We start from the raw sequence: 25,259 nt of genomic DNA on the forward strand, positions 1-25,259 counted from the left end.
GATCTTGTTTTTAGAGTTAGGCTGGATTCATGAACCCGTTTTCGTGGAGCCGGAGGCTGGCCGCGGTTGCCTCCCTGGGCGATGAGAACCGGCGCCGCCTCTTCGGCTTCGTCGCCGCCGCGGAGCGCGCGGTCAGCCGCGACGAGGCGGCCGGGTCGCTGGGGCTGGCCCGCAGCACGGCGTCCTTCCAGCTGGACCGTCTGGTCCACGACGGCCTCCTGGCGGTGGAGTTTCGCAAGATCGGCGGCAAGGAGGGCCCGGGTTCGGGCCGTCCTGCCAAGCTCTACCGTGCCGCCGTTCAGGAGGTCTCGGCGTCGGTCCCGGAGCGCAGCTACGACCTGGCCGCCGAACTGCTGGTCACGGCCATTGAACAATCCGCGGCCGACGGCGGATCCGCCCGGGAGGCGCTGTTGCGGGCGGCCAGGGCGCGCGGCGGGACAGCGGCGGAGTCCGCCGGCGGCGACTTTGGCGCCGTGCTCGCCGGCGAGGGTTACCTGCCCGCGGACGACGGCGAGGGCGGTCTAGTGTTGCTCAACTGCCCCTTCCACCGAGTGGCCCAGGGCCATCCCGGCGTGGTCTGCGCCATGAACGGGGCGTTCCTGGCCGGCGCCGCGTCAGGCTGCGGCCTGGCCCCGGAGCGGGTGGAGGCCCTCGACATTGCGGAGCTCAGGGCGCGGGACGACGCCACGGCAGCCCAGTGCTGCGCCCGGATCAGGCCGGCCTGAGCCTGGCCTGCCCCTTGAGGCCGGTCAGCAGGACGCCGGCGACCACCATAATCCCGCCGACGACCTGGACCAGCGTCAACGGCGTGCCCAGCGCCACCGTAATGATCGCCGTGAACACCACCATCAGGTTCAGGTAGTTCCCCGCGGTTCCCGGCGGGGTGGTCTTCAGCGCCAGGTTCCAGAACAGGTAGGCGCCGAGGGAGGGGAAAACGGCGATGTAGGCCAGCGACCAGCCTTCAGCCGGGGTCTCCGGCAAGCGGACGTTCAGGGCGAGGGCGAAGGGTGCCAGCGTCACGGTGGCGATTGCCACCTGCACCGCCGTGGCGGTGATGGCGGGAATCTCCAGCCGGCGGGCGATGATCGTGTAGCTGCCCCAGACCACGATGGCGCCGATCATCATCAGCTCGCCGGTATTGATCGAGAGGCTGAACACCCGCTGCAGTTCCCCGCGGGTCAGGACCAGCAGCACCCCCAGCAGCCCCAGGCCGATGCCGAGCCAGCCGAGCCGGGTGGTCTTCTCCCCGAGCAGGACGATCGCCATCACCACAATCAGGGCCGGGTTGGCCGCCGTGATCAGGGAGGCGTTCATGGCCGAGGTGTAGCCCAGGGCGCCGTACAGCAGCAGGGTGTAGCCGCTCATCCCGAGCACGCTCAGCAGCAGCAGTACCGGCCAGCGGCGCAGCACCGCCTGCCAGTCCGGCTTTTCGACAAAGTGGGCCAGTGCCAGCAGGGGCATCGCCGCCAGGGTCCAGCGCCAGAAGGTCAGGTCCAGCGGGGTCATCGAGGCGACCGCGGCCTGGCCGACGACGAAATTTCCGGACCAGAACAGGGTGGCCAGGACGAGGTACAGGGACGCCTTCACCGCTCGAATGTACACCAGCACGCGACGGTAGAATTGGGCTGTGCCCGTTTACCTAGACCACGCCGCCACCACGCCGCTCGCCGCCGAGGCGCTCGCCGCCCTGACGCGTGAGCTGGCGCGCACCGGCAACCCCTCCTCGCTGCACGGTTCCGGCCGCCGCGCCCGCCGGGCCGTCGAGGATGCCCGCGAGGCGCTGGCCGCCGCGGCCGGGGCGCACCCCTCGGAAGTCATCTTCACCTCCGGCGGCACGGAGGCCGACAATCTCGCCGTCAAGGGCCTCTACTGGGCCCGCCAAGCCGAGGACCCCCGCCGCACACGCATCCTGTGCTCCACCATCGAACACCACGCCGTGCTGGACACCGTCGAATGGCTGGAACGGCAGGAGGGCGCCGACGTGCGCTGGCTGCCGGTCGACGCCGAGGGCGTGCTGGACCTGGCGGCGCTGGAGGCCGAGCTGGCCGACGACCCCGCCTCGATCGCCCTGGTCACCGTGATGTGGGCCAACAACGAGGTGGGCAGCATCCAGCCCGTCGCCGACATTGTGCGCCTGGCACACGCCGCCGGAGTGCCGGTGCATTCCGACGCCGTGCAGGCCCTCGGCTCGGTGCCGGTCGATTTCCGCGGGACCGGCCTGGACGCAATGTCCGTCTCCGGGCACAAGATCGGCGGTCCGGTCGGCGTCGGCGCCCTGCTCCTGGGCCGTGCCGTCAAGCTGACCCCGGTCCAGCACGGTGGGGGACAGGAGCGCGACGTGCGGTCCGGCACCCTGGACACCGCCTCGATCGCGGCCTTCGCGGCGGCGGCGGAGGCGGCGGCTGCACGCCTGGCCGGGGAGTCCGCGCGGATCGCCGGGCTCCGGGACCGCCTGATCGAGGGCGTGCGTGACGCCGTGCCGGAGGCCGTGCTGCGCGGCGCCCCGGGGCCAGGCCGGCTGCCGGGCAACGCGCACTTCACCTTCCCCGGCTGCGAGGGAGACTCCCTGCTGTTCCTGCTGGACCTCGCCGGCGTGGAGTCCTCCACCGGATCCGCCTGCACCGCCGGCGTCCCGCGGCCCTCCCATGTGCTGCTCGCGATGGGGCTCGACGAGGACACCGCCCGCGGCGCCCAGCGCTTCACCCTGGGCCACACCTCCACGGACGCCGACGTCGACGCCCTGCTGGCCGCCCTGCCGGGGGCGTATGCCCGCGCCCGCCAGGCCGGCATGGCCGGGCACGAATCCAGCATCCAGACCGCCGGAACCATCGCCCGCCACTCCGCCGCCGGCTAGCCTTCCGGCAGCAGCTGCTCCAGCGGGACGTCCTGGTCCGCCAGCACCGCAGGGCTCACCTGGGCCCGCGCGGCGATCAGCGCCTTGATGGCCTTCTGCGGCTTGGCGGACCGGGGCCAGTTGACGTTCATGCCCGCCACCACACGGCCGCCGCGCTGCCAGAACGCCAGGAACTCCCTGGCCTCCAGCGAGCCCCGGATTACGGGCGGGCCGTCGATGAGCGTCGGGAAACCGGAATACTCCATGCTGACGTCGTACTGGTCCGTGTAGAAGTACGGGATGGTGTCCAGCACGGCGTCCCGGCCCAGCATCGCCCGTCCGGCGACCTTGCCGCCGTTGAGCGCGTTGGACCAGTGCTCGCTGCGGTGGTGCTCCCCGGTGAACGGGTGCAGGGCATTGGCTACATCTCCGGCGGCAAAGACCCCGGGGGCGGAGGTCCGCAGCGAGGCGTCGGTGAGGATCCCGTTGTCCAGCTCGATGCCGGCCGCCGCGGCGAGCGAGGTTTCGGGCACGACGCCGACGGCGATCACCACCAGGTCGGCGGCCAGGACTTCGCCTGCGTCGGTGCGGACGCCGGTGACCCGGCCGGCGTCGCCCGTGATCGCGGCGGCCGACGCCGGCAGCCGGAACCGCACGCCGCGCGATTCGTGCAGCGAGCGGAAAAAGCCGCCCAGCTCGGGGCCGATCGCCGCCGCCAGCGGCACCTGTTCCAGCCCCAGCAGCGTGACGGTGTTGCCGTAGGAATTCGCGGCTGCGGCCAGTTCCATCCCGATCCAGCCCGAGCCGACCAGCACCACGTTCCGGCCGCCGCCGGCCAAGGCATCCCGGAGCCGGCGGCTGTCCTCGACCGTCCGGAACGTCATCACGCCCTCGAGGCCGCTGCCGGGCAGCGGAATCGAGCGCGGCCGTGCGCCGGTGGCGAGCAGGAGCGCCGCATAGCGGAGCCGCGCGCCGTCGGCGAGGTCCACCGTGCGGGCACCCGTGTCCAGGGAGGTGGCGGGAGCGCCAAGGCGCAGCTCGACGTCGTTGTCCGCGTACCAGCCGGCCGGCACCACCGGGAGCGCCTCCTCGCCGTCCTTGCCGAGGAGATACTCCTTGGACAGCGGCGGCCGCAGATAGGGGGCCTGCGGCTCCTCGGCGAGCAGGGTCACCGGACCTTCGTAGCCCTCGGCCCGCAGGGTCTTCGCGGCGGTGGCTCCGGCCAGTCCGCCGCCCACGATCACGATGTTGTCCTCAGTCATCTCTGTGCGTCCCGTCTGCGCTGGTGCCAGGGGTTGCTAGGCCGAATTTCTAAAACGGTTAACTTTGACGCTAGAAGAACCGGGCCGGGGCGTCAAGGCTTTTTGGGGGAGCAATCGGCGTGGCGATAGAATAGGCGGGCGGACGTTGTGTTAGCTCCACGCCTTGGGGCGACCGCCCGTGACCCCCCTGCTTCCCACAGAAAGCCAGCATGCGAGTTCTTGCAGCCATGAGCGGCGGCGTCGATTCCGCTGTCGCCGCAGCCCGCGCCGTCGAGGCCGGCCACGACGTCGTCGGGGTCCACCTTGCCCTCTCCCGCATGCCGGGAACACTGCGCACCGGCAGCCGAGGCTGCTGCACCATCGAGGACTCGCGCGACGCCTGGCGGGCCTGCGACGTGCTCGGCATCCCGTACTACGTCTGGGACTTCTCCGAGCGCTTCAAGGAAGACGTCGTCCAGGACTTCATTGACGAGTACGCCGCCGGACGCACCCCCAACCCCTGCATGCGCTGCAACGAGCGGATCAAGTTCGCCGCCCTGCTGGAGAAGGCGATTGCCCTGGGCTTCGACGCCGTCTGCACCGGCCACTACGCCAAGGTCATCACCGACGCCGAGGGCAATCCGGAACTGCACCGCGCCGCGGACTGGGCGAAGGACCAGAGCTACGTGCTGGGCGTCCTGACCCACGAACAGCTCCGGCACTCGATGTTTCCGCTCGCCGACACACCGTCCAAGGCGGAGGTCCGCGCCGAGGCGGAGCGCCGCGGGCTGTCGGTGGCGAACAAGCCCGACAGCCACGACATCTGCTTCATCCCCGACGGCGACACCGCCGGCTGGCTGGCCGAGAAAATCGAGATGACCACCGGCGACATCGTGGACGAATCCGGCGCCAAGGTCGGCGAGCACCCCGGCGCTAACGCCTTCACCGTTGGCCAGCGCCGCGGCCTGAAGCTGGGCACCCCGGCCGCCGACGGCAAGCCGCGCTTTGTGCTGGAGATCCGGCCCAAGGAAAACAAGGTGGTGGTGGGTCCCGAGGCCCTGCTGGCCATCGATGAGATCCGGGGGATCAAGGTTTCCTGGGCCGGGTTGCCGATCGCCGAAATCGCCACCGGCGCGGAGTTCGACTGCCACGCCCAGGTCCGGGCCCACGGGGACCCCGTCCCGGCGACCGCCCGGATGGAGCACACGGACGGGACCGGCAACCTGGTGGTCACCCTGGCCGAGCCGCTGCGCGGTGTTGCCCCCGGCCAGACCGTGGTGCTGTACCAGGGCAGCCGGGTCCTCGGCCAGGCCACGATCGACGCCGCCCGGTCGCGGCAGCGCGCGGCCCTCTAGCGCCCGTCCCAGTTTTCGACGTCCCGCGCCGGACGGACATGTCCATTCTTCGCGGCCACGAGTGGGCATATGGGGTTTATGTCCATTCCCCGGTCTGCGCACAGGGCATGTCCGCCCGTCAGGATCTCTGCTGAGGGCATGTCCATTGGCCGACGGGTGCACGGGGCATGTCCGCGCGCGCGTGCCTGGGACCCAGGGGCATGTCCATTCTCCGCGGTCACGAGTGGGCATATGGGGTTTATGTCCGTTCCCCGGTCTGCGCACAGGGCATGTCCGCGCGTCAGGATCTCTGCGGAGGGGCATGTCCATTGGCCGACGGTGGACCAGTCCAACGGGTGCACAGGGCAAGTCCACCCGCGCGAGCCTGGGACCTACGGGCATGTCCATTCTTCGCGGCCACGAGTGGGCATATGGGGTTTATGTCCATTCCCCGGCCCAGGCACAGGGCATGTCCACCCGCAGATCGCCGCCGCCGAAGGTGCCGAAGATCCGGGGCATATCCTGCAGAAAACGATGAGTTCCTTCGAATCGTGTAAATTTTGTGTCTCAACTCACAAGATTTGGCGATGCACCCCACGGTCTTCTGGTTGAATCTAGGAATCAGGACAGTGAGCTGCCCCACGAGTCAAGCTACCCCGGGCAGCGGACTAGTACTCATCGAACAGAAAGTTCACAGATGGCAATGAACAAAAAAGCCCTCCAGAGCGCCATCGCGCTCGCCGGGGTTTCCGCCTTTGCATTGACGGCCTGCACCGGCCCTTCCGGCGGCGGAACATCCTCAGGCAGCGCCGCAGGCGGAGGCACCATTACGTACGGCACCACTGACAAGGTGGTCACCCTCGATCCGGCCGGCTCATACGACGCCGGCTCCTTTATGGTGATGAACCAGATCTACCCGTTCCTGATGAACTCGAAGCCCGGAACGGCCGATTCCAGCCCGGACATCGCCGAGTCCGCTTCCTTCACGGCCCCGACCGAGTACACCGTCAAGCTCAAGTCCGGCCTGAAGTTCGCCAACGGCCACGCGCTGACGTCCTCCGACGTGAAGTTCTCGATCGACCGCGTCGTGAAGATCAACGACGACAACGGCCCGGCCTCCCTGCTCGGCAACCTCGCCTCGGTGGAAGTCAAAGACGACTCCACCGTCGTGTTCAAGCTCAAGGAAGGCAACGACCAGGTCTTCCCGGGCGTCCTCGCAGCCAACGCCGGCCCGATCGTCGACGAAGAGGTCTTCCCCGCAGACAAGCTGATGAGCGACGACGAGATCGTCAAGGGCAAGCCCTTCGCCGGCCAGTACACGATCGAGAGCTACAAGAAGAACGAGCTCATCAGCCTCAAGGCCAACGCGGACTACAAGGGCATGCTCGGCAAGCCGGCGAACGACAGCGCCACGATCAAGTACTACGCCGACTCCAACAACCTCAAGCTCGATGTCCAGCAGGGCAACATCGACGTCGCCGGCCGCAGCCTGACCGCGACCGACGCCGCCGACCTCGAGAAGGATTCCAAGGTCAAGGTCCACAAGGGCCCCGGTGGCGAACTGCGTTACATCGTGTTCAACTTCGACACCATGCCGTTCGGCGCCAAGACCCCCGAGGCCGACCCGGCCAAGGCCCTGGCCGTCCGCCAGGCGATGGCCAGCGTCGTCGACCGCGACGCGATCGCCAGCCAGGTCTACAAGGGCACCTACCTGCCGGCCTACTCCGTGGTTCCCGACGGCTTCGTCGGCGCCATCAAGCCGCTCAAGGACATGTACGGCGACGGCAACGGCAAGCCCAGCCTCGACAAGGCCAAGAAGGCCTTCAGCGACGCCGGCGTCACCGCCCCGGTCACCCTGAAGCTGCAGTACAACCCGGACCACTACGGCAAGTCCTCCGGCGACGAGTACGCCATGATCAAGGAACAGCTGGAAAAGTCGGGCCTGTTCAAGGTCGACCTGCAGTCCACCGAGTGGGTCACCTACTCCAAGGACCGCACCAAGGACGTCTACCCCGTCTACCAGCTCGGCTGGTTCCCGGACTACTCGGACGCCGACAACTACCTGACCCCGTTCTTCATCCCGGGCAACTTCCTCAAGAACCACTACGAGAACGCCTCCGTGACGGACCTGATCAAGAAGCAGCTCACCACCGTTGACAAGAGCGCACGCGAAAAGGTGCTTGGTGACGCCCAGACGGCCGTCGCCAAGGACCTCTCCACGCTGCCGCTGCTGCAGGGCGCCCAGCTGATGGTCGCCGGCAAGGACGTCCAGGGGGTCGACAAGACCCTCGACGCTTCCTTCAAGACCCGTCTTGGAGTAATTTCCAAGTAGGTCCATTCCCCATCCGGTCCTGACCAGCCATGGAGGCGGGGCGCCTGCGCGGCGTCCCGCCTCTCTTGCTGAGGGCAGGACAACCGATTCCGGAAGCCCACGAAGCCGACGGAAACACAAATTTAGGTACCAATGACAACACTTATTGAGGCGCCGCCCAGCGACGCCGACGGCCTATTGCCGACAAAGAAAAAGGCGTCCGGTGGGGGACTGGGCCAATACATCCTGATCAGGTTCCTGCTGATCTTCCCGACCATCTTCATCCTGGTCACGCTCGTGTTCTTCCTGATGCGGATCACGGGCGACCCGATCACGGCCGCCCTCGGCGGCCGGCTCCCGCCGGAGCAACTGGCCGAACGCATCCACTCGGCCGGCTACGACCGGCCCATCTTCGTGCAGTACTTCGAATACCTCGGCCGCCTCATCACCGGCAACTTCGGCACCACACTCTCGGACAACCGGCAGGTCTCCGAAATGCTGACCACCTACGGGTCGGCGACCCTCGAGCTGTCCATCAACGCGCTGCTCGTGGCCCTGGTTGTGGGCATCCCGCTGGGCATGATTGCCGCGCACCGCCGCGACAAGGCGCCCGACGCCGTCCTGCGCATCTTCGCCATCCTCTGCTACGCCACGCCGGTGTTCTTCGCCGGCATGCTGCTCAAGCTGACCTTCTCGGTCTGGCTCGGCTGGCTTCCGGTGGCCGGGCGGGCCAAGACCTCGACGGAACTGGCCCTCACCGCGCTGCAGGCGCCCACCGGCATCTACTGGCTCGACGCCGTCCGCAGCGGCAACATGGCCGCGCTGGGCGATGTCACCGCGCACGCCGTGCTGCCCGCCGTCGCCCTGGGCCTGCTGACCGCCGGTATCTTCCTGCGTCTGGTCCGCACCAACGTGATCGGCACCCTCGGCAAGGACTACGTGGAGGCCGGACGCTCACGCGGCGTCAGCGAATTCCGCTTGGTCACCAAACACGCCTACAAGCCGGCGCTGATCCCCATCATCACCGTGATGGGCCTGCAGATTGCGGTCATGCTCGGCGGCGCCGTGCTGACCGAGACCACCTTTGAATGGAAAGGCCTGGGCTTCCAGCTCGCCACCTACCTGACGGCCCGCGACTTCGTGGCCGTGCAGGGCATTGTGGTGCTGCTCGCCGTGATCGTGGCCGTGACCAACTTCATCGTGGACATCGTCGCCGCGCTGATCGACCCCCGCGTGAGGTACTGACATGAGCATCGAACCAACCATCGCCGCAGAAAACCGCCGGGAACCCTGGTTCAAGCGGCTGCCGGTCGTTTCCCACTTCAACAAGAGCGTCGGCCTGCAACGGGGCATGCTCGTCACCGGGCTCGTCCTCACCGCGCTGTTCCTGCTGACCGCGATCTTCGCCCCGCTGATCGCCCCGTTCGGCTTCTCGCAGATCTCCGACGCCGAGGGCAGCTTCCCCGCGCAGCAGGCCCCCGGCGGCCGGCACCTGCTCGGAACCACCGTCGGCGGCTACGACGTGTTCTCCCGGGTCGTCTGGGGCGCACAGACCGCCGTCCTGGTGATCGTCGTCGCCGTGATCATGTCCATCTTCATCGGCGTGATCCTCGGCCTGGTCAGCGGCTACATCGGCGGCTGGCTGGACCGGATCCTCGTTGTGATCGCCGACGCCGTGTACGCCTTCCCGTCCCTGCTGGTGGCGATCGTCATGGCGATCGTGATCAGCGGCGGGCGCTCCAGCCTGTGGGGCGGAATCCTGGCCGCGGCGATCTCCATCACCGTGGTCTTCATCCCGCAGTACTTCCGCGTCATCCGCGCCGAAACCATCCGGCTCAAGGCCGAACCCTTCGTCGAATCCGCCAAGGTGGTGGGCGCCTCCAACATCCGGATCATGACCCGCCACATCTACAAGAACGCCACCCGCACGCTGCCGCTGATCTTCACGCTGAACGCCTCCGAAGCCATCCTCACCCTCGCGGGCCTGGGCTTCCTCGGCTTCGGCATCGAACCGACGTCGGCAGCGGAATGGGGATTCGACCTCAACAAGGCACTGGCGGACACCACCTCCGGCATCTGGTGGACGGGCGTCTTCCCGGGCCTGGCCATTGTCCTCACCGTGGTGGGGCTGACCCTGGTCGGCGAAAGCATCAACGACCTCAACGACCCGCGCCTGCGCGGACGCAAGAAGGCTGCCTCCGGCAAAGGCGGCCCTGATTCCGCCGGCGCCCAGACAGCAAACTCAGCAGAAGTGAGCAGTTCATGAGCACCAATATCGGCTCCATTTCAGACCAGCACACCCGAGGCTCCGGGCCCGTGCTGGACATCAACAACCTCAAAGTCACCTTCGCCACGGACGCCGGGGACGTCTATGCCGTGAAGGATGTCAGCCTCGAGGTCAACCCGGGCGAGGTCGTCGCCATCGTGGGCGAATCCGGCTCCGGCAAGACCGTCACCGCCAAAACCATCCTGGGGCTGCTGCCGGAGACGGCCATCAGCTCCGGCGCCGTGCTGATCAACGGCAACAACGTGATCAGTGTCAGCGCCGCGAAGCTGCGGGAAATCCGCGGCCGAGACGTGGCCATGGTGTTCCAGGAGCCCTCCACCGCGCTGAACCCGGTCTTCACCGTGGGCTGGCAGATCGCCGAGGGCATCCGGGCCCACGCCGCCCATGGCGGGGGCGGCCGGGTCAGCGCCAAGGACGCCAAGGCGCGTGCCATCGACGCCCTGCGAAAGGTCGGCATTCCGGACCCGGAAACCCGGGTCAACTACTACCCGCACCAGTTCTCCGGCGGGCAGAAGCAGCGCGTGGTCATTGCCGCCGCGCTGGCGCTCAACCCGGGGCTGATCGTGGCCGACGAACCGACCACGGCGCTCGATGTCACCGTGCAGGCGGAGATCCTGGAACTCCTGCGCGAGCTCCGGGACCAATACGGCACCTCGATCGTGCTCATCACCCACAACATGGGCGTCGTCGCCGACCTCGCCGACCGCGTCGTCGTGATGTACCAGGGCGACGTCGTCGAAGAGGCCAGCTCGCGGGTGCTCTTCGCGGAACCGAAGCAGGACTACACGAAGAAGCTCCTGGCGGCCGTCCCGCACCTCGGCCGGAACTCCGCCTCGGCGGGCATGACCGAACGCGCGCACCAGGGCGGCAAGGTCCTGGTCGAGGCGAAGAACCTGACCATCGAGTACCCGGGCCGGCTGGGCAGCCCCGCGTTCAAGGCCGTGGACGGCGTGAACTTCACGCTCTCCGAGGGCGAGGTCTTCGGCCTCGTCGGGGAGTCCGGTTCCGGCAAGACCACCATCGGCCGCGCCATCGCGGGCCTGAACAAGACCACGGGCGGCAGCCTGAAAGTCCTCGACTACGAGATGCTCAATCTCAAGGAGCGCACCTTCAAGCCGCTGCGCAAGCAGATCGGGTTTGTGTTCCAGGACCCGGCGGCGTCGTTCAACCCGCAGCTGACCATCGGTGAGTGCATCGCGGAGCCGCTGGTCATCCACAGCAAGCCGACGCCGGCGCAGGCCCGCCAGCGGACCCGGGAGTTGCTCGAATCGGTGCAGTTGCCGGCGTCGTACGCCGACCGCTACCCGCACGAGCTCTCCGGCGGCCAGCGCCAGCGCGCGTCACTGGCGCGGGCGCTGATCCTGAACCCGAAGCTGCTGATCGCCGACGAGCCGACGTCGGCGCTGGATGTTTCGGTGCAGGCGAAGGTGCTGGAGCTGTTCAAGGAGATCCAGGCCGAATTCGGATTCGCCTGCCTGTTCATCAGCCACGACCTCGCCGTGGTGGACATACTCTCGCACTGGGTCGGTGTCCTCTACAAGGGCAAGATGGTGGAACAGGGCCTCGGAAACCAGGTCATGGGCCACCCGCAGCACGAGTACACGAAGAAGCTCATCGCGTCACTGCCCGTTCCGGATCCGGACGAGCAAGCACGGCGCCGCGAGGAGTTCCGCGCGGTGCTCGGCGCCTGAGCCGGACCGTTCCGGCAGCACCTAAAGGGCATGCCCGCCGTTCACTGCGAACGGCGGGCATGCCCTTTTCGGCACGGGTGGCCTGCGCTTAACACCCGAGGGGATTTCCGCCCGGCCCCCTAGACTGGGTCAATGACCGAGCAGAACCAGAACCTCCACCACGACGCCGACGCCGATGCCTACGACCCCGCCGCCAGCTCCCTGGCCGGGCACGTGGATCCCGCGGTGATGGCGGAACTGCTCTCCATCCGCTCCAGCATCGACAACATCGACGCCACCTTGGTGTTCCTCCTGGCCGAGCGGTTCAAGGCCACCCAGAAGGTCGGCTTCCTCAAGGCCGCGCACAAACTTCCCGCCGGGGACCCGGGCCGCGAGACGGCACAGATCGCCCGGCTGCGCCGGCTCGCCGCCGAAGCCCACCTGGACCCGGCGTTCGCCGAGAAATTCCTGAACTTCATCATCGGCGAGGTGATCCGCCACCACGAGGCCATCGCCGAGGACCACCAGGCCGCCGCGCATGAGGCCGCCGCCGGGCGCGCACCGGCCGGCCCGGCCGTCTCCGCCGAGGCGTAGCCGTGCCCGTACCCGCTGCCCCGGTACCCGCTGCCCCGGTGCCCGCTGCCCCGGTGCCCGCTGCCCCGGTGCCCGCTGCCGCACAGGTCACGGCCACAGCCCTGGGCCCGTGGCCGGGGGAGGACCCCGTCGAGGCCGCCCGGATCATCCGCGGCGAGCTCGGCAGCCCGCACCTTCCCTTCCTCGCCGAGCTCCCCGACCGCGGCGTCGGCTCGGACGCGCTGGGCCGCACCGCCTCGCTGCTGGAGGGTCTCGCCGTCGACGTCCAGCCGTTCGGCTGGCGGCTCGTCGACCGGCCCGGCAAGGACCTGATGCGTGCCCGCTCGGCGCTGTCCACCGACATCAACGTCCTCGCCGACGTCGTCGGAGCCGAAGAGACCCCCGCGGCCGAGCTGAAGATCCAGCTGCGCGGCCCGCTGAGCCTGGCCGCCGGCCTGCACCTGCACAACGGCGAACGGGCCCTCATCGACCATGGTGCGCGGCGGGATCTCGCGGCCTCGCTCGCGGCCGGCGTGGGCGCCTACCTGCGCCGGGCCGCCGCCGCCGTGCCCGGCGCTGCCCTGGTGGTGCAGCTCGACGAACCGGACATCGCGGCCGTGATGGCCGGCACCATCCCCACCTCCAGCGGCTACCGCACCCTGCGCGCCGTGCCGGGTTCCGAAGTTACCGAATCCTGGCGGATTGTCATTGACGCCCTGCGCGCGGCCGGGGCGGCCGAAATCGTGGTCTCCGTGCCCGAAGTCGAGGCACCCTTCGACCGGATCCTCGCCGCCGGCGCCGACGGGATCGCGGTGCCGCTGCGGGCGCTGACCTCCCGCCAGTGGGAGCAGCTCGCCGGCGCGGTCGAGTCCGGCAAACGCCTGTGGGCCGGCGCGCTGGGCGTCGAGGACCCCGCAGCGGCGCTGCCCCGCGTGCCGCAGGCGGTCGAGACGCTGTGGCGCCCGTGGCGCCAGCTCGGGCTCCCGGCGGGGGCCCTGGGCTCGGTGCGGGTCACGCCGTCCGGCGGCCTCGCCGGGCATACCCCCGCGTCCGCGACGGCGGTGCTGACCCGGCTGACGCAGCTCGCCGACGGGTTGAACCAGCTCGCCCTCGGCTAGGACCTAGATGCGGCGTTCCCAGCGGTCGGGCCGGACCCGCGCGGGGAGACGGCCGGGGCCCGACGCGCCGGCGGGGTAGGGCTCAAGCCGGTAGTCGAAGCGGCCGGCGTAGACCAGCACCAGCCCGATCTGCGGCTGGATCACCTTGACCTGGATCCGGTGCCGTCCCTCGTCCGCGTCCCACCACTGCTCGGCATAGGCCTTGGCGTCCAGGGCCGCCGGCAGCGGGATCCGCAGCGGGCCCAGGAACAGCCGGGAGGCCTCGGAGATGCCGCGCAGCCGTCCCTCGGGGGTGACGCTGAGGTTGAGGTCGGTGACGAGTCGGCGGTAGCGGCCCACATAGTCCACCAGCCGCGGGGCGCCGGTGGAGGTGTCCAGGCTGGTGGTGTCGTGGAAGATCCTGGTGGTCTGCGGGAAGAAAATGTCCCGCCGGGCGGTCAGGCTGGGGCGGCCGAACGGGTCCAGATGGGCGTGGTTCTCGATCCGGAACCTGATCCCCTCGCCGTACTCCGGGAAAAACGCCTGCTCACCGGTGGCGAGCCGCAGCAGCGGCCGCAGCCACGCCTGCCGGCAGCCGACGACGTCGAAGACGCCCTCGCCGACACCGTAGCGGCCGGAGCCCGGCACGAGGGAGAAGTACTCCTGCAGTTCGGGCTGCAGCTTGGCAAAGTCCGGTCCGAGGCCGAGCCGGTAGATCGGTTCATCGCCGTTCACGGCATCCTCCTAGGGGTCACAGCCGTCCCGCGGCCTTCAGACGAATGTACGCGTCCGCGAGGGCCGGCGGCAGCTGCGCGGGTTCGGCGTCGACGACTTCGACGCCGGCCTGGCGCAGCTGGGCGCTGACCGCGTCGCGTTCCAACAGGGCCCGCTCGGCTGCCGCGGCGCGGAACACACCGGTGGCGCTGGAGCGCTCCCGCTGCATCTCACCGAGCATGGGGTCGCGGACGGAGGCCACCACCACCACATGTTGCTGGGCGAGCTGGGCGGCCACGGGCAGGAGCCCCTCTTCGGGCGCGCCGCCGTCGAGCGCGGTCAGCAGCACCACGAGGGAGCGGTGGGCGGACACGGAGCGGACCTGGGCGGTGATCTGGCTCCAGTCGAGTTCGATCAGTTCGGCCGCCAGCGGTGCCATCGCCTGGACCAGCTGGCCCAGCAGGTTGCCTTTGGCCGCGGACCCCGCCCGTGCCCGGAGCATACGGTCGAAGGCGAGGAAGTCCACCCGGTCCCCGCCGCGTTCGGCGAGGACGGCCAGCAGCAGCGCCGCCTCGATGCCGGTGTCCAGCCGGGGCTCGTCGGCGATCCGGGCGGCGGCGGTGCGGGAGGTGTCGAGCAGGATGACCACGCGGCGGTCCCGTTCCGGCCGCCAGGTGCGGACCACCACGGCGGAACGGCGGGCCGTGGCGCGCCAGTCGATGGATCTCACGTCGTCGCCGCGCACGTAGTCGCGGAGGGAATCGAATTCGGTGCCGGCGCCGCGGATCTGGACCGCCGCCTTGCCGTCGAGTTCGCGCAGCTGGCGCAGTTTGGAGGGCAGGTGCCGCCGCGCATTGAACGGCGGCAGCACCTTCAGCACTCCGGGGCAGGGCAGGGTGCGCTGCCGGGCGGCGAGCCCCATTGGGCCAAAGGCGCGGACGGTGACGTGTCCGGCCGCCAGCTCCCCGCGACGGGTGGGCGTCAGCGTGACGGTCATCCGGCGGCGCTCGCCGGCCGGGACCAGCAGGCGCTGGCGCGGGTTCTGCGCCCCCGCCGAAGGCTGCCACGCGTCCCGGAGCAGGCCGCGGAGGGCGCGGCGGCCGGCGTTCGCGACCGTGAGGACGGACTCTGCAGACCCGCCCAGGGCGACGCTGCCAGGGTCGCTGCGCTGCACCGAGACGTGCCGCAGCGGCACTGCAAGGCCCAGGTCCAGCAGCGCCGCGGCCGCCAGCAGCAGGAGCACCGCCGTCGCCGACTCCCACCCGGGCAGGAGCACCGCCGGGACCAGGCCCAGCAGCGCCAGCAGCACAAAGCGTCCGGAAATCGCCATGGCTCAGCGCGGGACAGGGACGGAGGCGAGGATGCTGCCCAGCACGCCGTCCACCTGTACACCGTCCATCTGCGCCTCGGGCCGCAGGGCCACCCGGTGCCGCAGGCAGGGCAGGGCGAGGGCCTTGACGTCGTCGGGGGTGACGAAACCCCGGCCGGAAAGCCAGGCCCAGGCGCGGGAGCCGTTGAGCAGGGCGGCGGCCCCGCGCGGCGAGACGCCGAGCTGGAACGACGGCGCCGCCCGGGTGGCGCGGACGATGTCGACGATGTAGCCAAGGACCTCGGGCCCGATCTCGACGGCGGCCACCGCCTGCCGCGCCCGCTCCAGTTCGGCCGGGCCGGCGACGGGGCGGATGCCGGCCGCGGCCAGCTGGCGGGGGTCGAAGCCGGCGGCGTGCCGGCGGATCACCTCGATCTCGTCCTGCCGTCCGGGCAACGGCATGGTGAGTTTGAGCAGGAAGCGGTCCAGCTGGGCCTCCGGCAGGGGATAGGTGCCCTCGTACTCCACCGGGTTCTGCGTCGCCGCCACGATGAAGGGTGCGGGCAGCTCGCGCGAGACGCCGTCCACGGAGACCTGCCGCTCCTCCATGGCCTCCAGGAGTGATGCCTGGGTTTTGGGCGGGGTCCGGTTGATCTCGTCCGCGAGCAGGATGTTGGTGAAGACCGGGCCCTCCCGGAAGCTGAACTCGGAGGTGTGTGAATCGTAGATCAGCGAACCGGTGACGTCGCCGGGCATCAGGTCCGGGGTGAACTGGATCCGCTTGGTGTCCAGGCTGAGGGCGGCGGACAAGCTGCGCACCAGCAGGGTCTTGGCCACCCCGGGGACGCCCTCGATCAGCACATGGCCGCGGGACAGCAGGGCGATCAGCAGCCCGGTGACGGTGGCGTCCTGCCCGACGACGGCCTTGGCGACCTCGTGGCGGACGTCCAGCAGGGCCTGGCGCACGGGATCGGCGCCGGCGGGCTCCCGGGGGGCGGCGGCGTCGTCCGCCGGTCCCGGAGCGGGACGGGGCGCCGGCCAGGCTGCGGTGGTCTGGTCGTTCATCGGCTGTGTACCTCTTTCTCTAGTCTGTCCAGTTCCTGGGCCCAGCGCACCAGCTCCGCTTCGGCGCGGGGTGTGGCATTGAGGACGTGGCCGATTTCCTCGGGCGTCCGGCCCAGGTGCCGGCCCGCGGCGTCGATGATGGCGGCAGCCCCGGCGTCGGGCCCCAGCCGCAGGGTCCGGGCAAGCCGGACCAGCGTGCCGGCGCGGAGCACCTCGGTGGCCCGGTCCACGGCGCGCGCGTCGTGGTAGAGGCGGGCCCGGCCCTCGGCCGTCTCCACCGCCTTGACCACCACCGGGAGCGGCTCGAACACCAGCGGGCCGAGCCTCCGGCCGCGCCAGAACATGGCCAACAGCGCCACGAACGCCAGCCAGGGCCCGAGGACGTGGGTCCACGGGGCGGCGAGTTCATCGAGGGTCACCGGCTCCTTCGCGGCGGGGACGTCGGAGAGGCCGGGCAGGTACCAGACGAGGTGCTGTTCCGCGCCGAGGCTCCGCAGCACCAGGGCAGCGTTTCCCTCCTCGGCCAGGGCGCCGTTGCTCAGGATCTCGGTGCTGCCCAGGACCACTGTCCGGCCGTCCTCGCTGCCGGCGTAGAGACCGCCCTGGCCGCCGGGTGGTGTGTAGCACTCCACCTCGCCGTCATACAGGTAGCCGTTCCTGGCCGTGACGGTGCCGGCGGCGGCGGGATCCGGGAGGACACAGTCCGGGGCGAGGACCACGGTGCGCTCCTGCACCACCCCGGCCTGCACGATTCCGCCGGTGAGTCCCTGCAGCGTGTTCAGCCGCGGGGTGAGAACCACCAGCCGGTCCGTGGCGCCGCCCAGGTACTGCAGCTGGTCCCGGCCCAGGTAGCCGGCGCGGTCATAGAGCAGGACGGTGGTGCCTTCGCCGGCGTGCCGGGCGGCATCGAGCGCCCGGACGGTGGCGTCCAGGGAGTCCTGCTGTTCCACGGTGACGCCGTGGCGGCCGAGGATTTCCGCGGCGGCGCGTGCCCCGTCCGGGGCGGGATTCCGGATGGACAGCGGGGTGCGGTCGCCGCGGGGCTGCAGCTGGAGCACGGCCGTCAGGACCAGGGCGGCGATGAACACGGCGCCGAGGATGGCCCAGGTGCGGTGCCGGCGGAGCAGCGCCGTCGTCCCGCTCACAGCGGCCTGACCAGAGTGTCCGTGCCGGCGTCGCGGTAGTCCGGGGCGGTACCGGCCAGGGCCGCGTCGAGCCGGGCCAGCGCCTCGTGCTCGCGGGGCCCGCCGTCCGCCCCGCCGTAGCGGACGGCGTCGAAGGTCAGCGCCGCCTCGTCCAGTTCCCGGGCATGGACGGGGAACGCACGGCCCAGCCGTGCAGCGACCTCGCCGGCGGTCCGGCCCGGTTGCGGATCCAGCACGGCGCGGTCTTCCGCCGCCCGGGCGAGGGCACGGAACTGCTCGACAATGGCCGTGGCCCAATCCCCGCGGGCAGCCGCCGCCGCGGCCCTTCCGCGGTGTGCGTCCGGGCTCAGGGGCGCGCCGGCGTCGAAAACCTTCCCGTCGGCGGACCGCCTGGCATTGAGCCGGGGCCGCACCACCAGGACGGCAACCACAATAACGACGGCGGCGATGACCAGCAGCAGCGGGACGGCATAGCCAGCGTCGCCGGCCGGGGCGCCGTCGCCGGAGAACGAGCGCAGCCAGCGGCTGAACTCCGCCAACGCGTCGTCCAGCCAGCTTGGCGCGGCGTCGCGGTACGGGGCCTTCGCGAGTTCCTCCGCCGCCCAGCGGCCGGCCTCCCCGCGGTCCGGAAGCACCGGAGGTTCCGCCTGCAAACGCGCGGCCAGGACGGACACGGCATGCCCTGCGTGGACGGCGGCGGCCGTCATCACCGGACCGGGGGAGGGCCGTAGGGCGGGCGCTGCCACACCGCGGGCGCCCCGAGGATGGCGGCCGGAGCCCTTCCCGGGACACCGTCCGGGTCGCTTCCGGTCTCCAGTTGCCGCATCAGCGACAGGTCCAGCCCGTCCTTGCGCATCCGCAGGTCCAGGTAGACCAGCGCCATGGTCGAGGTCTGGAAGGCGAAGCCCACGGCAGCGACCAGCGCCGTGACGACGGTGCTGACCAGGGCGACGGCGATGCCGACGGTGTGGTCAGCGCCGTCGCCGCCCTGGCTGAAGACGGTAAATCCGAGGGCGTTGCCAAGGAGCTTCACGGGAAGCAGGACGATCTGGCTGAGCACCCCGACGAGCAGGCCGACCACCAGTGAGATTCCCAGCAGGCGCCACCAATTGCCGCCGGTCAGCTGCCAGGAGCGGCGCAGCCCGGCGAACGGGCCCAACTCCTCAACCACGATCGCCGCCGGTGCGACGAGGAACCGGACGGCAAGCCAGACCAGCACCACCACCAGGCCGAAAAACAGGAGCACCAGCGCGACCGGCGCGGAGCGGCCCAGGGCGGCTACCAGCGCCATCGTTACCAGCACAGAGAGGGCCACGACGGCGGCGACGCCGAGGATCAGCAGGCCGGCAAGCCCCAGCAGGGCGCCCATCCGGGAGCGGGACAACGACCACATCTGGCGGAAGCCCGTCCGCCGGTTCAGCAGCGAGCGGGCCACGGGAACCGCCATGGCCCCTTGCACGATGACCGAGATGAGGACCGAGAGGAGCATCAGCACGAAGCCGACCCCGGCGATGCCCAGGCCGAGAGCCACCGCCTGCGAGGGGCTGATTCCCTCCAGCCACCCGGAGGGCGACCACCCGGAGACGACCCCGGTCTGGGCCAGGGCGGAGACGACGGAGCCCAGCGCCTGCGCGATCACCCCGGCCCCGAGCATGGCTGCGGGATTGCGCCGGACGGTCTGGAAGGCGCCGTCCAGGATCTCGCCCAGCATCAGGGGCCGCAGCGGAACGATGCCTGGTTTCGGCGGGGCGACATAGCGCGGCTGTCCGTAGGGGGCCTGCGGGTGCCCGGGCTGGCCGGGGATCCGGGGACCCCACTGCGTCTGCTGACCCCATTGCGGCTGCTGGTCCCACCGCGGCTGCTGGTCCGGCAGCGGAGGTACTCCCCATTGCGGCGGCGGGGCCGGTCGCCGCTGGTTCCCCCACTGCGGCTGTTCGCCCCACTGCGGAGGCGGGGCCGGTTGCTGCTGGTTTCCCCAGGGGTGCTGCTGGCCCCACTGGGGGCGGCCGCCCCACTGCTGCGGCCCGGTAGGTTCCTGCTCAGACAAGCCTTTCCTCCCCAAGAAAATTGCCCACCGGATGCCCGCGGCCCGGGGCGCGATGCCCGGCAGCCCGCGGTCCCCGGCGTCAGTCCGGGCCAGGCTTGCCCCCAGCCTATAGTTTCGTGCGCCGGCCGCAAGCACCCCGGGCCTGTTCGGGCGTCCGGCCAGGTGCGCACCGGCCGGCGAAAACGGCCGTTGCCCGGCCCAGCGTGCGGCCGCCCGCGCCATGCCGGGGACGGCAGGAATACGACAAAGCCAATTCAATAGGGGAATATGTAAGGTATGAAGGCACGGATTTTGGTAGTGGACGATGACGAGGCGCTGGCCGAGATGATCGGTATTGTGCTGCGCAACGACGGCTTCGACCCCGTCTTTTGCGCGGACGGCGGGCAGGCCCTGGAGGTCTTCCGCTCCTCCAAGCCGGACCTCGTGCTGCTGGACCTGATGCTCCCCGGCATCGACGGCATTGAAGTGTGCCGCCAGATCCGTTCCGAATCCGATGTCCCGATCGTCATGCTGACGGCAAAGGCGGACACCTCCGACGTGGTGCGCGGCCTCGAATCCGGTGCCGACGACTACGTTCCCAAGCCGTTCAAGCCCGCCGAACTCGTGGCCCGGGTTCGGGCGCGCCTGCGCCCGGGCGATCAGAAGGCCCCCGAGACGCTTCGCATCGCGGACGTCACGATCGACGTCGCCGGCCACGTCGTGAGCCGCAACAGCGAGCGGATTTCGCTGACCCCGCTGGAATTCGACCTGCTCGTCGCTCTGGCCCGCAAACCCTGGCAGGTCTTCACCCGTGAACTGCTGCTGGAACAGGTCTGGGGCTACCGGCACGCGGCGGACACCCGCCTGGTCAACGTCCACGTCCAGCGGCTCCGCTCGAAGATCGAACGCGATCCCGAAGCCCCCGAAGTTGTATTGACGGTCCGTGGTGTCGGCTACAAAGCAGGTTCCTGAGCCGGAAGAAAGCCCGGACCAGCCGCCGCCCCACGGCCAGTCGCCGCTGTTCCGTGCCCGCATTTGGGCCCGCCGCGCCCGGATCGTCACCGCCCGGGTGGCGCGCCTGGTGCGCACCGGAGCATCCAAGGTCCTCCCCGGGACCCGGTACCTGCTGCGCGCCCTGCACCGGCGCTGGCGGCGGTCCCTGCAGTTCCGCACCGTGCTGACCACCCTCCTGCTGGCGGTCGGCTCGTTCGCCGTCGTCGGCGCCTACCTCTCCAACCAGATCGCCAACAACCTCTTCCAGGAACGGCTGGCGCAGGCGGAGTCCGAGACCCGCTACAACGTCAAACAGGTCCAGGACACGTTCGACGGCGCGCAGGTCACCGACCAGTCCAGCGTCATCACACTGGTCTACGACACGCTGAACGCCGTCGAAGGCCGCGGGTCCGTGATCCAGCGCCGCTACGTCTTTGAGGCGATGCCCGAACAGACCAAACCGCGCAACCGCTGGGTCGAATCGCGGGCCTCCGACCAACTCACCATCAGCGTGATCCCCACCGAACTGCGCAAGGCAGTGCAGGACTCGGGCAAGGACCAGTTCTGGGCCTCAACGGAGTTTCCCGTGGGCACCGAGGACCGCCCGGGCATCGCCGTCGGGAACAAGGTGACGTTCAACGGCACGGTCTACGAGCTCTACCTCATCTACGACCTCAACACCGCGCAGAAGACGCTCGACGAGATCCAGAACGTGCTCCTCGCCGGCGCCGCCGCCCTGGCGCTGATGGTCGGCGCCGTCGCCTGGTACGTCACCCGCAACGTCGTCAGTCCCGTCAGCCATGCCGCCCTCGTCTCCGAGAAGCTCGCCGCCGGTCAGCTGCAGGAACGCATGGTGGTCAAGGGCGAGGACGAGGTGGCCCGCCTGGGCGCCTCCTTCAACCACATGGCCGCCAGCCTGCAGGAACAGATCACCCAGCTGGCCACCCTCTCCCAGATGCAGCAGAGGTTCGTCTCGGACGTCTCGCACGAGCTCCGGACCCCGCTCACCACGGTGCGGATGGCCGCCGAGGTGCTCTACGACGCGCGGGACGAGTTCGACCCGGTCAACAAGCGCTCCGCCGAGCTGCTCTACCACCAGGTGGAGCGCTTCCAGTCCCTGCTGGCCGACCTGCTGGAGATTTCCCGGTTCGACGCCGGCGTGGCCATGCTCGACGCCGAACCAACCGACATCGTCCAGCTCATCTCGCACGTGATGGAGGGGGTAGCGCCGGTGGCCGCCGAATACGGTTCCGAAGTCACCCTGAATGCCCCCGAGGGCAGCATCGTGGTGGAAATGGATGACCGGCGGATCGACCGCATCCTGCGCAACCTGGTCCTGAACGCGCTCGAGCACGGCGAGGGCAAGCCGGTGAACATCTCCGTGGCGGCCAACGACACGGCGGTGGCCGTGGCGGTCCGGGACCACGGAATCGGCATGACCTCCGCGGAAGCCGCCCGCGTGTTCGACCGCTTCTGGCGGGCCGACCCGGCCCGCGCCCGCACCACCGGCGGCAGCGGCCTGGGCCTCTCCATCGCGACCGAGGACACCAAGCTGCACAACGGCTGGCTGCAGGCCTGGGGCAAGAAGGGGAGCGGTTCCAACTTCCGGCTCACCCTGCCGCTGCGCCAAGGCGAAGCGATCGCCAAATCCCCGCTCCAGCTGGAACCCGCCGACGTCGGGATTACGGGGGGTCCCGGCAAGCAGATGATGCTGCTGCTGGAGACAGCCGCCACCGTGCCCCGCCCGGCAGCCGGCGGACCACGCGGACCAGCCGGATTCACCGGAACGGGCTTCACTGCGCCCCGCTTCAACGGAACAGAGGACCAGCCATGAGAGGCGCCAGCAAGCTCACCAGCCTCGCCGCGGCCCTGCTGGCCCTGGTCCTCGTGCTGCTCACCTCCTGCGCGCAGATCCCGCGCTCCGGGCCGGTGGGCAAGAGCACCGATGAGAGCGCCGGAAAACCAAACAACGCCCCCGTCTTCTTCCCCGTGGCCCCGCGGTCCGGTGCCGGGCCCGAGTCGGTGATCGAGGACTTCTACCTCGCGGGCAGCGGCTACGAGGACGACTACGCGGTGGCGCGGCAGTACCTGACCCAGGCCTCCTCGGTGAAGTGGAAGCCGGACCAGCGGGTGCTGGTCTTCCGCTCCGCCCGGGTGGTGGGCACCGCCGTCGAAAACGTCTTCAACTACGAACTGGACCTGGCCTACACGGTCGACGCCGACGGCATCGCCACGCAGCTGCCGGAAGGCACCAAGGAGAACATTCCCGCGACCCTGACAAAGGTCGACGGCGAGTGGCGGATCGCCCAAATTCCGGACGGCACCGCAATCCCCGAGGAGACGTTCAAAGTGATCTACGGCTCCTACCCGATTTACTTCTACGACCCCACCTTCACCTACGCCGTCCCGGATGTGCGCTGGTTCATCAAAAAGAAGACCGTCAAGGCCATGACCAGCGCCCTGCTCGGAGGCCCCGCCCCCTACCTGAAGGGCGCCGTCGTCAGCGCCTTCCCCTCGGGCATGAAGCTGGCCCGCGAATCCGTCCCCGTGGTCTCCGGAGCGGCGCAGGTGGACCTGTCCGCCAAGGACCTCGTGGAGGCCTCCAACGAGGACCGGCTGCGGATGCAGACCCAGCTGGCCCTGACCTTCCGCAGCCAGCCGGACGTCATCAACGTCGAACTGCGGGCGAACCAGGACCTGGTGCGGGTGGAGGACAACGGGTCCGTACTGCCGCCGGTGCGGGACAAGGACGTGCCCGCACGCCAGATCGCCGTCAGCAACAACGACTTGGTACGGCTCGAGAACAACAAGCTCAGCCCGCTCCCGGACATCAAGTCCGTGAGCGCCCTTTCGCCGCGGCTGCCGGCCGAGTCCCCGGTCTCGCAGACCGCGGCCTTCCTCAACGCCGGCCGGACCACGCTGTACTCGATCGTCCCCGGCCAGCCCGCCCGCGCCCTCACCACCCGGGCCGGCCTGTCCAGGCCGTCGTTCGGACGCTACGACTGGGTCTGGACCGCCGGGCCTGGCGCCAACGGGGCCACCGAGGTCCTGGCCTACCGGCCGGCCGGGATCGCCGAGGGCGCCAACGTGCCCGGCGTGACCCTCACCCCGTCCTGGCTGGCCGGACGGAAGGTCAAGGAGTTCCGGGTTTCCCGCGAAGGGACCCGGGCCCTGGTCATCTCGGAGCTGAACGGCAAGACCAGCGTCCAGGTCACCGGCATCATCCGCACCGGCGACGGCACCCCGCGGGACCTCACCGTGCCGATCACCCTCCAGACGGCCCACGAGCCGGACCAGGGCGTCTGGGTCAACGACACCACCGTGGCCGTGATGAAGGGCTCCGCGAGCGAGAACGTCACGCCGGAACTGGTCTCGCTGACCTCGGCGGCGCCCCAGGCGCTGGCGCCCTGGCCGGGCCTCACCGCGCTCAGCGCCGGTAACGGACCGGCGGAGATTTATGGCCAGTCCGCCGAGGGCATCTTCCAGCGGCTCGGCAACGGCTGGTCGCCCCAGCTCAAGGGCGCCGTGGATCCGTCCTTCGCGGGCTGAGCCGGGCAGACCGCCGGCCACGTAGCGGCTGGCCACGCGCCGGCTGTCCACATAGCGGCGCGGAGGGCTTCCGGACCGGCGCCGCGGCGCCCAGCCTTGAGGGGTGAACACACCACCGCGCCGGGCCCGCGCCCGGGGGCCCGACCCCGACCTCGATCCCGACCCCGATCCGCCGGCGGCGGGGCACCGCGGCGGCTACCGCCGCTGGCCGGCGCGGACCGCGGACCGGGCAGCCGCGGCCGCGGCGGAACTGCTGGCCCTCGCCGCCCCGGTGGAGTGCGTCTGCTGCGGCGCGGAGGACCGGGCCCTGTGTGCCGTCTGCACCCGCAGGCTCCGGCGGCTCACCCGCCGGCCGTTCCGGGCCGAGGGAAGGGCGCCGGCGCTGGTGGACATGGACGGCTCGGTCCTGCTCCCGGTCGTTGCCGCCGGCGTGTACCGGAGCGAGCTGGCCCAGACCGTGCTGTCCTTCAAACGGCACGGCCAGGGACAGCTGGCCGAGGAACTGGGCAGGGCGCTGGCCCGTGCCGTCGGCGCAGCCATCGCCCCGGCCGACCCGGTCCTGCTGGTCCCGGTCCCCACCAGCGGCGCCGCCTTTCGACGCCGGGGGTTCAGTCCCGTCCACCTGCTGCTCGTCCGGGCCCGGCGGAGCCCGGTCCTGGAAGGCGCCAGCGTCGCCGACGTGCTCCGCAAGACCCGTCCCGCACCGTCCGGTATCCGCGCCGCACTCCGGGCGGCCGCGACGCCGCCGGTTCGGCCGGGCGGTCAGAAGGGTCTGGGCCGCGCGGACCGGGCGGGGCGGGTGCGCGGCTCCATGCGGGTCAGGACCGGATTCTGTCCGCCGGAGCTGGCCGGGCGGCCCGTTGTGGTGGTGGACGACGTGCTCACCACGGGGGCCACGCTGGCCGAAGCCGCCCGCGCCCTGCGCGCCGCGGGGGCCGTGGTCCGGGGCGCGGTGGTGCTCGCGGCGACACGCCCGCCGACCCGGCAGGACTTTGCCGCGGCAATCCCCGCACTGGCGCGGGACACCGGCGCACAGGAAAAAAATAAACCAAAAAAGGATGAATAACAGGGGCCCATGAACTAACGTCGAAGATGGGTACCAAGAACAGATG

General features: G+C 70.2%; 21 protein-coding genes. 13 read left to right on the forward strand and 8 right to left on the reverse strand.

Annotated elements, in window-relative coordinates; all coding sequences use genetic code 11:
- Positions 1–29 precede the first annotated feature (29 nt).
- Complete coding sequence (locus tag AC6I9V_RS13490) at positions 30–725, forward strand: helix-turn-helix transcriptional regulator (protein WP_497899790.1); 696 nt, start codon at positions 30–32, stop codon at positions 723–725.
- Here AC6I9V_RS13490 and AC6I9V_RS13495 read toward each other — a convergent pair.
- Positions 712–1,587, reverse strand: a complete 876-nt coding sequence (locus AC6I9V_RS13495) for a DMT family transporter (RefSeq protein ID WP_497899791.1) — start codon at positions 1,585–1,587, stop codon at positions 712–714. The genes AC6I9V_RS13490 and AC6I9V_RS13495 overlap by 14 nt on opposite strands.
- Before the next feature lie 40 nt (positions 1,588–1,627).
- Between AC6I9V_RS13495 and AC6I9V_RS13500 the strand changes: the two genes are divergently transcribed.
- Entirely contained in the window at positions 1,628–2,854 is a 1,227-nt protein-coding gene (locus tag AC6I9V_RS13500) for a cysteine desulfurase family protein (protein ID WP_497899792.1), read from the forward strand.
- On the opposite strand, the gene AC6I9V_RS13505 is transcribed toward AC6I9V_RS13500, so the two are convergent.
- Entirely contained in the window at positions 2,851–4,095 is a 1,245-nt protein-coding gene (locus AC6I9V_RS13505) for an NAD(P)/FAD-dependent oxidoreductase (RefSeq protein ID WP_497899793.1), read from the reverse strand. The genes AC6I9V_RS13500 and AC6I9V_RS13505 overlap by 4 nt on opposite strands.
- A 209-nt stretch (positions 4,096–4,304) precedes the next feature.
- Here AC6I9V_RS13505 and mnmA point away from each other — a divergent pair, with 209 nt between their 5' ends.
- The 7 genes from mnmA to AC6I9V_RS13540 all read left to right on the forward strand — a co-directional run bounded on the left by mnmA (position 4,305) and on the right by AC6I9V_RS13540 (position 13,367).
- On the forward strand, positions 4,305–5,429 hold the full coding sequence (gene mnmA / locus AC6I9V_RS13510) for a tRNA 2-thiouridine(34) synthase MnmA (protein WP_497899794.1): 1,125 nt from the start codon (positions 4,305–4,307) through the stop codon (positions 5,427–5,429).
- Positions 5,430–6,105: 676 nt separating this feature from the next.
- Positions 6,106–7,740 (forward strand): ABC transporter substrate-binding protein, encoded by a 1,635-nt coding sequence (locus AC6I9V_RS13515; RefSeq protein ID WP_497899795.1) that lies wholly within the window; start codon positions 6,106–6,108, stop codon positions 7,738–7,740.
- A gap of 132 nt (positions 7,741–7,872) precedes the next feature.
- Entirely contained in the window at positions 7,873–8,964 is a 1,092-nt protein-coding gene (locus tag AC6I9V_RS13520) for an ABC transporter permease (RefSeq protein ID WP_497899796.1), read from the forward strand.
- Between the two features lies 1 nt (position 8,965).
- Positions 8,966–9,985 (forward strand): ABC transporter permease, encoded by a 1,020-nt coding sequence (locus tag AC6I9V_RS13525; protein ID WP_497899797.1) that lies wholly within the window; start codon positions 8,966–8,968, stop codon positions 9,983–9,985.
- Entirely contained in the window at positions 9,982–11,697 is a 1,716-nt protein-coding gene (locus tag AC6I9V_RS13530) for an ABC transporter ATP-binding protein (protein WP_497899798.1), read from the forward strand. The genes AC6I9V_RS13525 and AC6I9V_RS13530 overlap by 4 nt, the downstream gene beginning before the upstream one ends.
- A 132-nt stretch (positions 11,698–11,829) precedes the next feature.
- Entirely contained in the window at positions 11,830–12,270 is a 441-nt protein-coding gene (locus AC6I9V_RS13535; protein ID WP_497899799.1) for a chorismate mutase, read from the forward strand.
- Between the two features lie 68 nt (positions 12,271–12,338).
- The gene (locus tag AC6I9V_RS13540; protein ID WP_497900317.1) at positions 12,339–13,367 is read left to right on the forward strand and encodes a uroporphyrinogen decarboxylase/cobalamine-independent methonine synthase family protein; all 1,029 of its coding nucleotides are present in this window, start codon (positions 12,339–12,341) and stop codon (positions 13,365–13,367) included.
- 3 nt (positions 13,368–13,370) lie between these two features.
- Here the strand turns inward: AC6I9V_RS13540 and AC6I9V_RS13545 are convergent, their stop codons facing one another.
- Genes AC6I9V_RS13545 through AC6I9V_RS13570 form a run of 6 tightly spaced genes read right to left on the reverse strand, consistent with a single transcriptional unit; the run spans position 13,371 to position 19,626 of the window.
- Complete coding sequence (locus tag AC6I9V_RS13545) at positions 13,371–14,081, reverse strand: DUF4166 domain-containing protein (RefSeq protein ID WP_497899800.1); 711 nt, start codon at positions 14,079–14,081, stop codon at positions 13,371–13,373.
- Between the two features lie 16 nt (positions 14,082–14,097).
- A complete protein-coding gene (locus AC6I9V_RS13550) occupies positions 14,098–15,390 on the reverse strand; it encodes a DUF58 domain-containing protein (RefSeq protein ID WP_497899801.1) in 1,293 nt (430 codons plus the stop codon).
- A gap of 3 nt (positions 15,391–15,393) precedes the next feature.
- On the reverse strand, positions 15,394–16,434 hold the full coding sequence (locus AC6I9V_RS13555) for an AAA family ATPase (protein WP_497899802.1): 1,041 nt from the start codon (positions 16,432–16,434) through the stop codon (positions 15,394–15,396).
- The gene (locus AC6I9V_RS13560) at positions 16,431–17,579 is read right to left on the reverse strand and encodes a DUF4350 domain-containing protein (RefSeq protein WP_497899803.1); all 1,149 of its coding nucleotides are present in this window, start codon (positions 17,577–17,579) and stop codon (positions 16,431–16,433) included. The genes AC6I9V_RS13555 and AC6I9V_RS13560 overlap by 4 nt, the downstream gene beginning before the upstream one ends.
- Entirely contained in the window at positions 17,576–18,286 is a 711-nt protein-coding gene (locus AC6I9V_RS13565) for a DUF4129 domain-containing protein (protein ID WP_497899804.1), read from the reverse strand. Before AC6I9V_RS13565 ends, AC6I9V_RS13560 begins: the two co-directional genes overlap by 4 nt.
- Positions 18,286–19,626 carry a DUF7847 domain-containing protein gene (locus tag AC6I9V_RS13570; RefSeq protein WP_497899805.1) on the reverse strand — a complete coding sequence of 447 codons (1,341 nt, stop codon included), beginning with the start codon at positions 19,624–19,626 and terminating at the stop codon, positions 18,286–18,288. The genes AC6I9V_RS13565 and AC6I9V_RS13570 overlap by 1 nt, the downstream gene beginning before the upstream one ends.
- A gap of 276 nt (positions 19,627–19,902) precedes the next feature.
- Here AC6I9V_RS13570 and mtrA point away from each other — a divergent pair, with 276 nt between their 5' ends.
- The 4 genes from mtrA (at position 19,903) to AC6I9V_RS13590 (ending at position 25,213) form a co-directional block, all read left to right on the forward strand.
- On the forward strand, positions 19,903–20,577 hold the full coding sequence (mtrA, locus tag AC6I9V_RS13575) for an MtrAB system response regulator MtrA (protein ID WP_349412064.1): 675 nt from the start codon (positions 19,903–19,905) through the stop codon (positions 20,575–20,577).
- 46 nt (positions 20,578–20,623) lie between these two features.
- Entirely contained in the window at positions 20,624–22,432 is a 1,809-nt protein-coding gene (mtrB, locus tag AC6I9V_RS13580; protein WP_349412206.1) for an MtrAB system histidine kinase MtrB, read from the forward strand.
- Positions 22,429–24,147, forward strand: coding sequence for an LpqB family beta-propeller domain-containing protein (locus AC6I9V_RS13585; protein WP_349412065.1), 1,719 nt, complete (start codon positions 22,429–22,431; stop codon positions 24,145–24,147). The genes mtrB and AC6I9V_RS13585 overlap by 4 nt, the downstream gene beginning before the upstream one ends.
- Before the next feature lie 103 nt (positions 24,148–24,250).
- A complete protein-coding gene (locus AC6I9V_RS13590; RefSeq protein WP_349412066.1) occupies positions 24,251–25,213 on the forward strand; it encodes a ComF family protein in 963 nt (320 codons plus the stop codon).
- Positions 25,214–25,259 lie beyond the last annotated feature (46 nt).

It is taken from the genome of Arthrobacter sp. SlRoot2-15 (genome assembly GCF_059739345.1).

Excerpts from the sequence above, each read along its gene's own strand:
- AC6I9V_RS13490 (WP_497899790.1), top strand. The coding sequence starts at position 30 with ATGAACCCGTTTTCGTGGAGCCGGAGGCTGGCCGCGGTTGCCTCCCTG.
- AC6I9V_RS13505 (WP_497899793.1), bottom strand. The coding sequence starts at position 4,095 with ATGACTGAGGACAACATCGTGATCGTGGGCGGCGGACTGGCCGGAGCC.
- mnmA (WP_497899794.1), top strand. The coding sequence starts at position 4,305 with ATGCGAGTTCTTGCAGCCATGAGCGGCGGCGTCGATTCCGCTGTCGCC.
- AC6I9V_RS13515 (WP_497899795.1), top strand. The coding sequence starts at position 6,106 with ATGGCAATGAACAAAAAAGCCCTCCAGAGCGCCATCGCGCTCGCCGGG.
- AC6I9V_RS13520 (WP_497899796.1), top strand. The coding sequence starts at position 7,873 with ATGACAACACTTATTGAGGCGCCGCCCAGCGACGCCGACGGCCTATTG.
- AC6I9V_RS13525 (WP_497899797.1), top strand. The coding sequence starts at position 8,966 with ATGAGCATCGAACCAACCATCGCCGCAGAAAACCGCCGGGAACCCTGG.
- AC6I9V_RS13530 (WP_497899798.1), top strand. The coding sequence starts at position 9,982 with ATGAGCACCAATATCGGCTCCATTTCAGACCAGCACACCCGAGGCTCC.
- AC6I9V_RS13535 (WP_497899799.1), top strand. The coding sequence starts at position 11,830 with ATGACCGAGCAGAACCAGAACCTCCACCACGACGCCGACGCCGATGCC.
- AC6I9V_RS13550 (WP_497899801.1), bottom strand. The coding sequence starts at position 15,390 with ATGGCGATTTCCGGACGCTTTGTGCTGCTGGCGCTGCTGGGCCTGGTC.
- AC6I9V_RS13555 (WP_497899802.1), bottom strand. The coding sequence starts at position 16,434 with ATGAACGACCAGACCACCGCAGCCTGGCCGGCGCCCCGTCCCGCTCCG.
- AC6I9V_RS13565 (WP_497899804.1), bottom strand. The coding sequence starts at position 18,286 with ATGACGGCCGCCGCCGTCCACGCAGGGCATGCCGTGTCCGTCCTGGCC.
- mtrA (WP_349412064.1), top strand. The coding sequence starts at position 19,903 with ATGAAGGCACGGATTTTGGTAGTGGACGATGACGAGGCGCTGGCCGAG.
- AC6I9V_RS13585 (WP_349412065.1), top strand. The coding sequence starts at position 22,429 with ATGAGAGGCGCCAGCAAGCTCACCAGCCTCGCCGCGGCCCTGCTGGCC.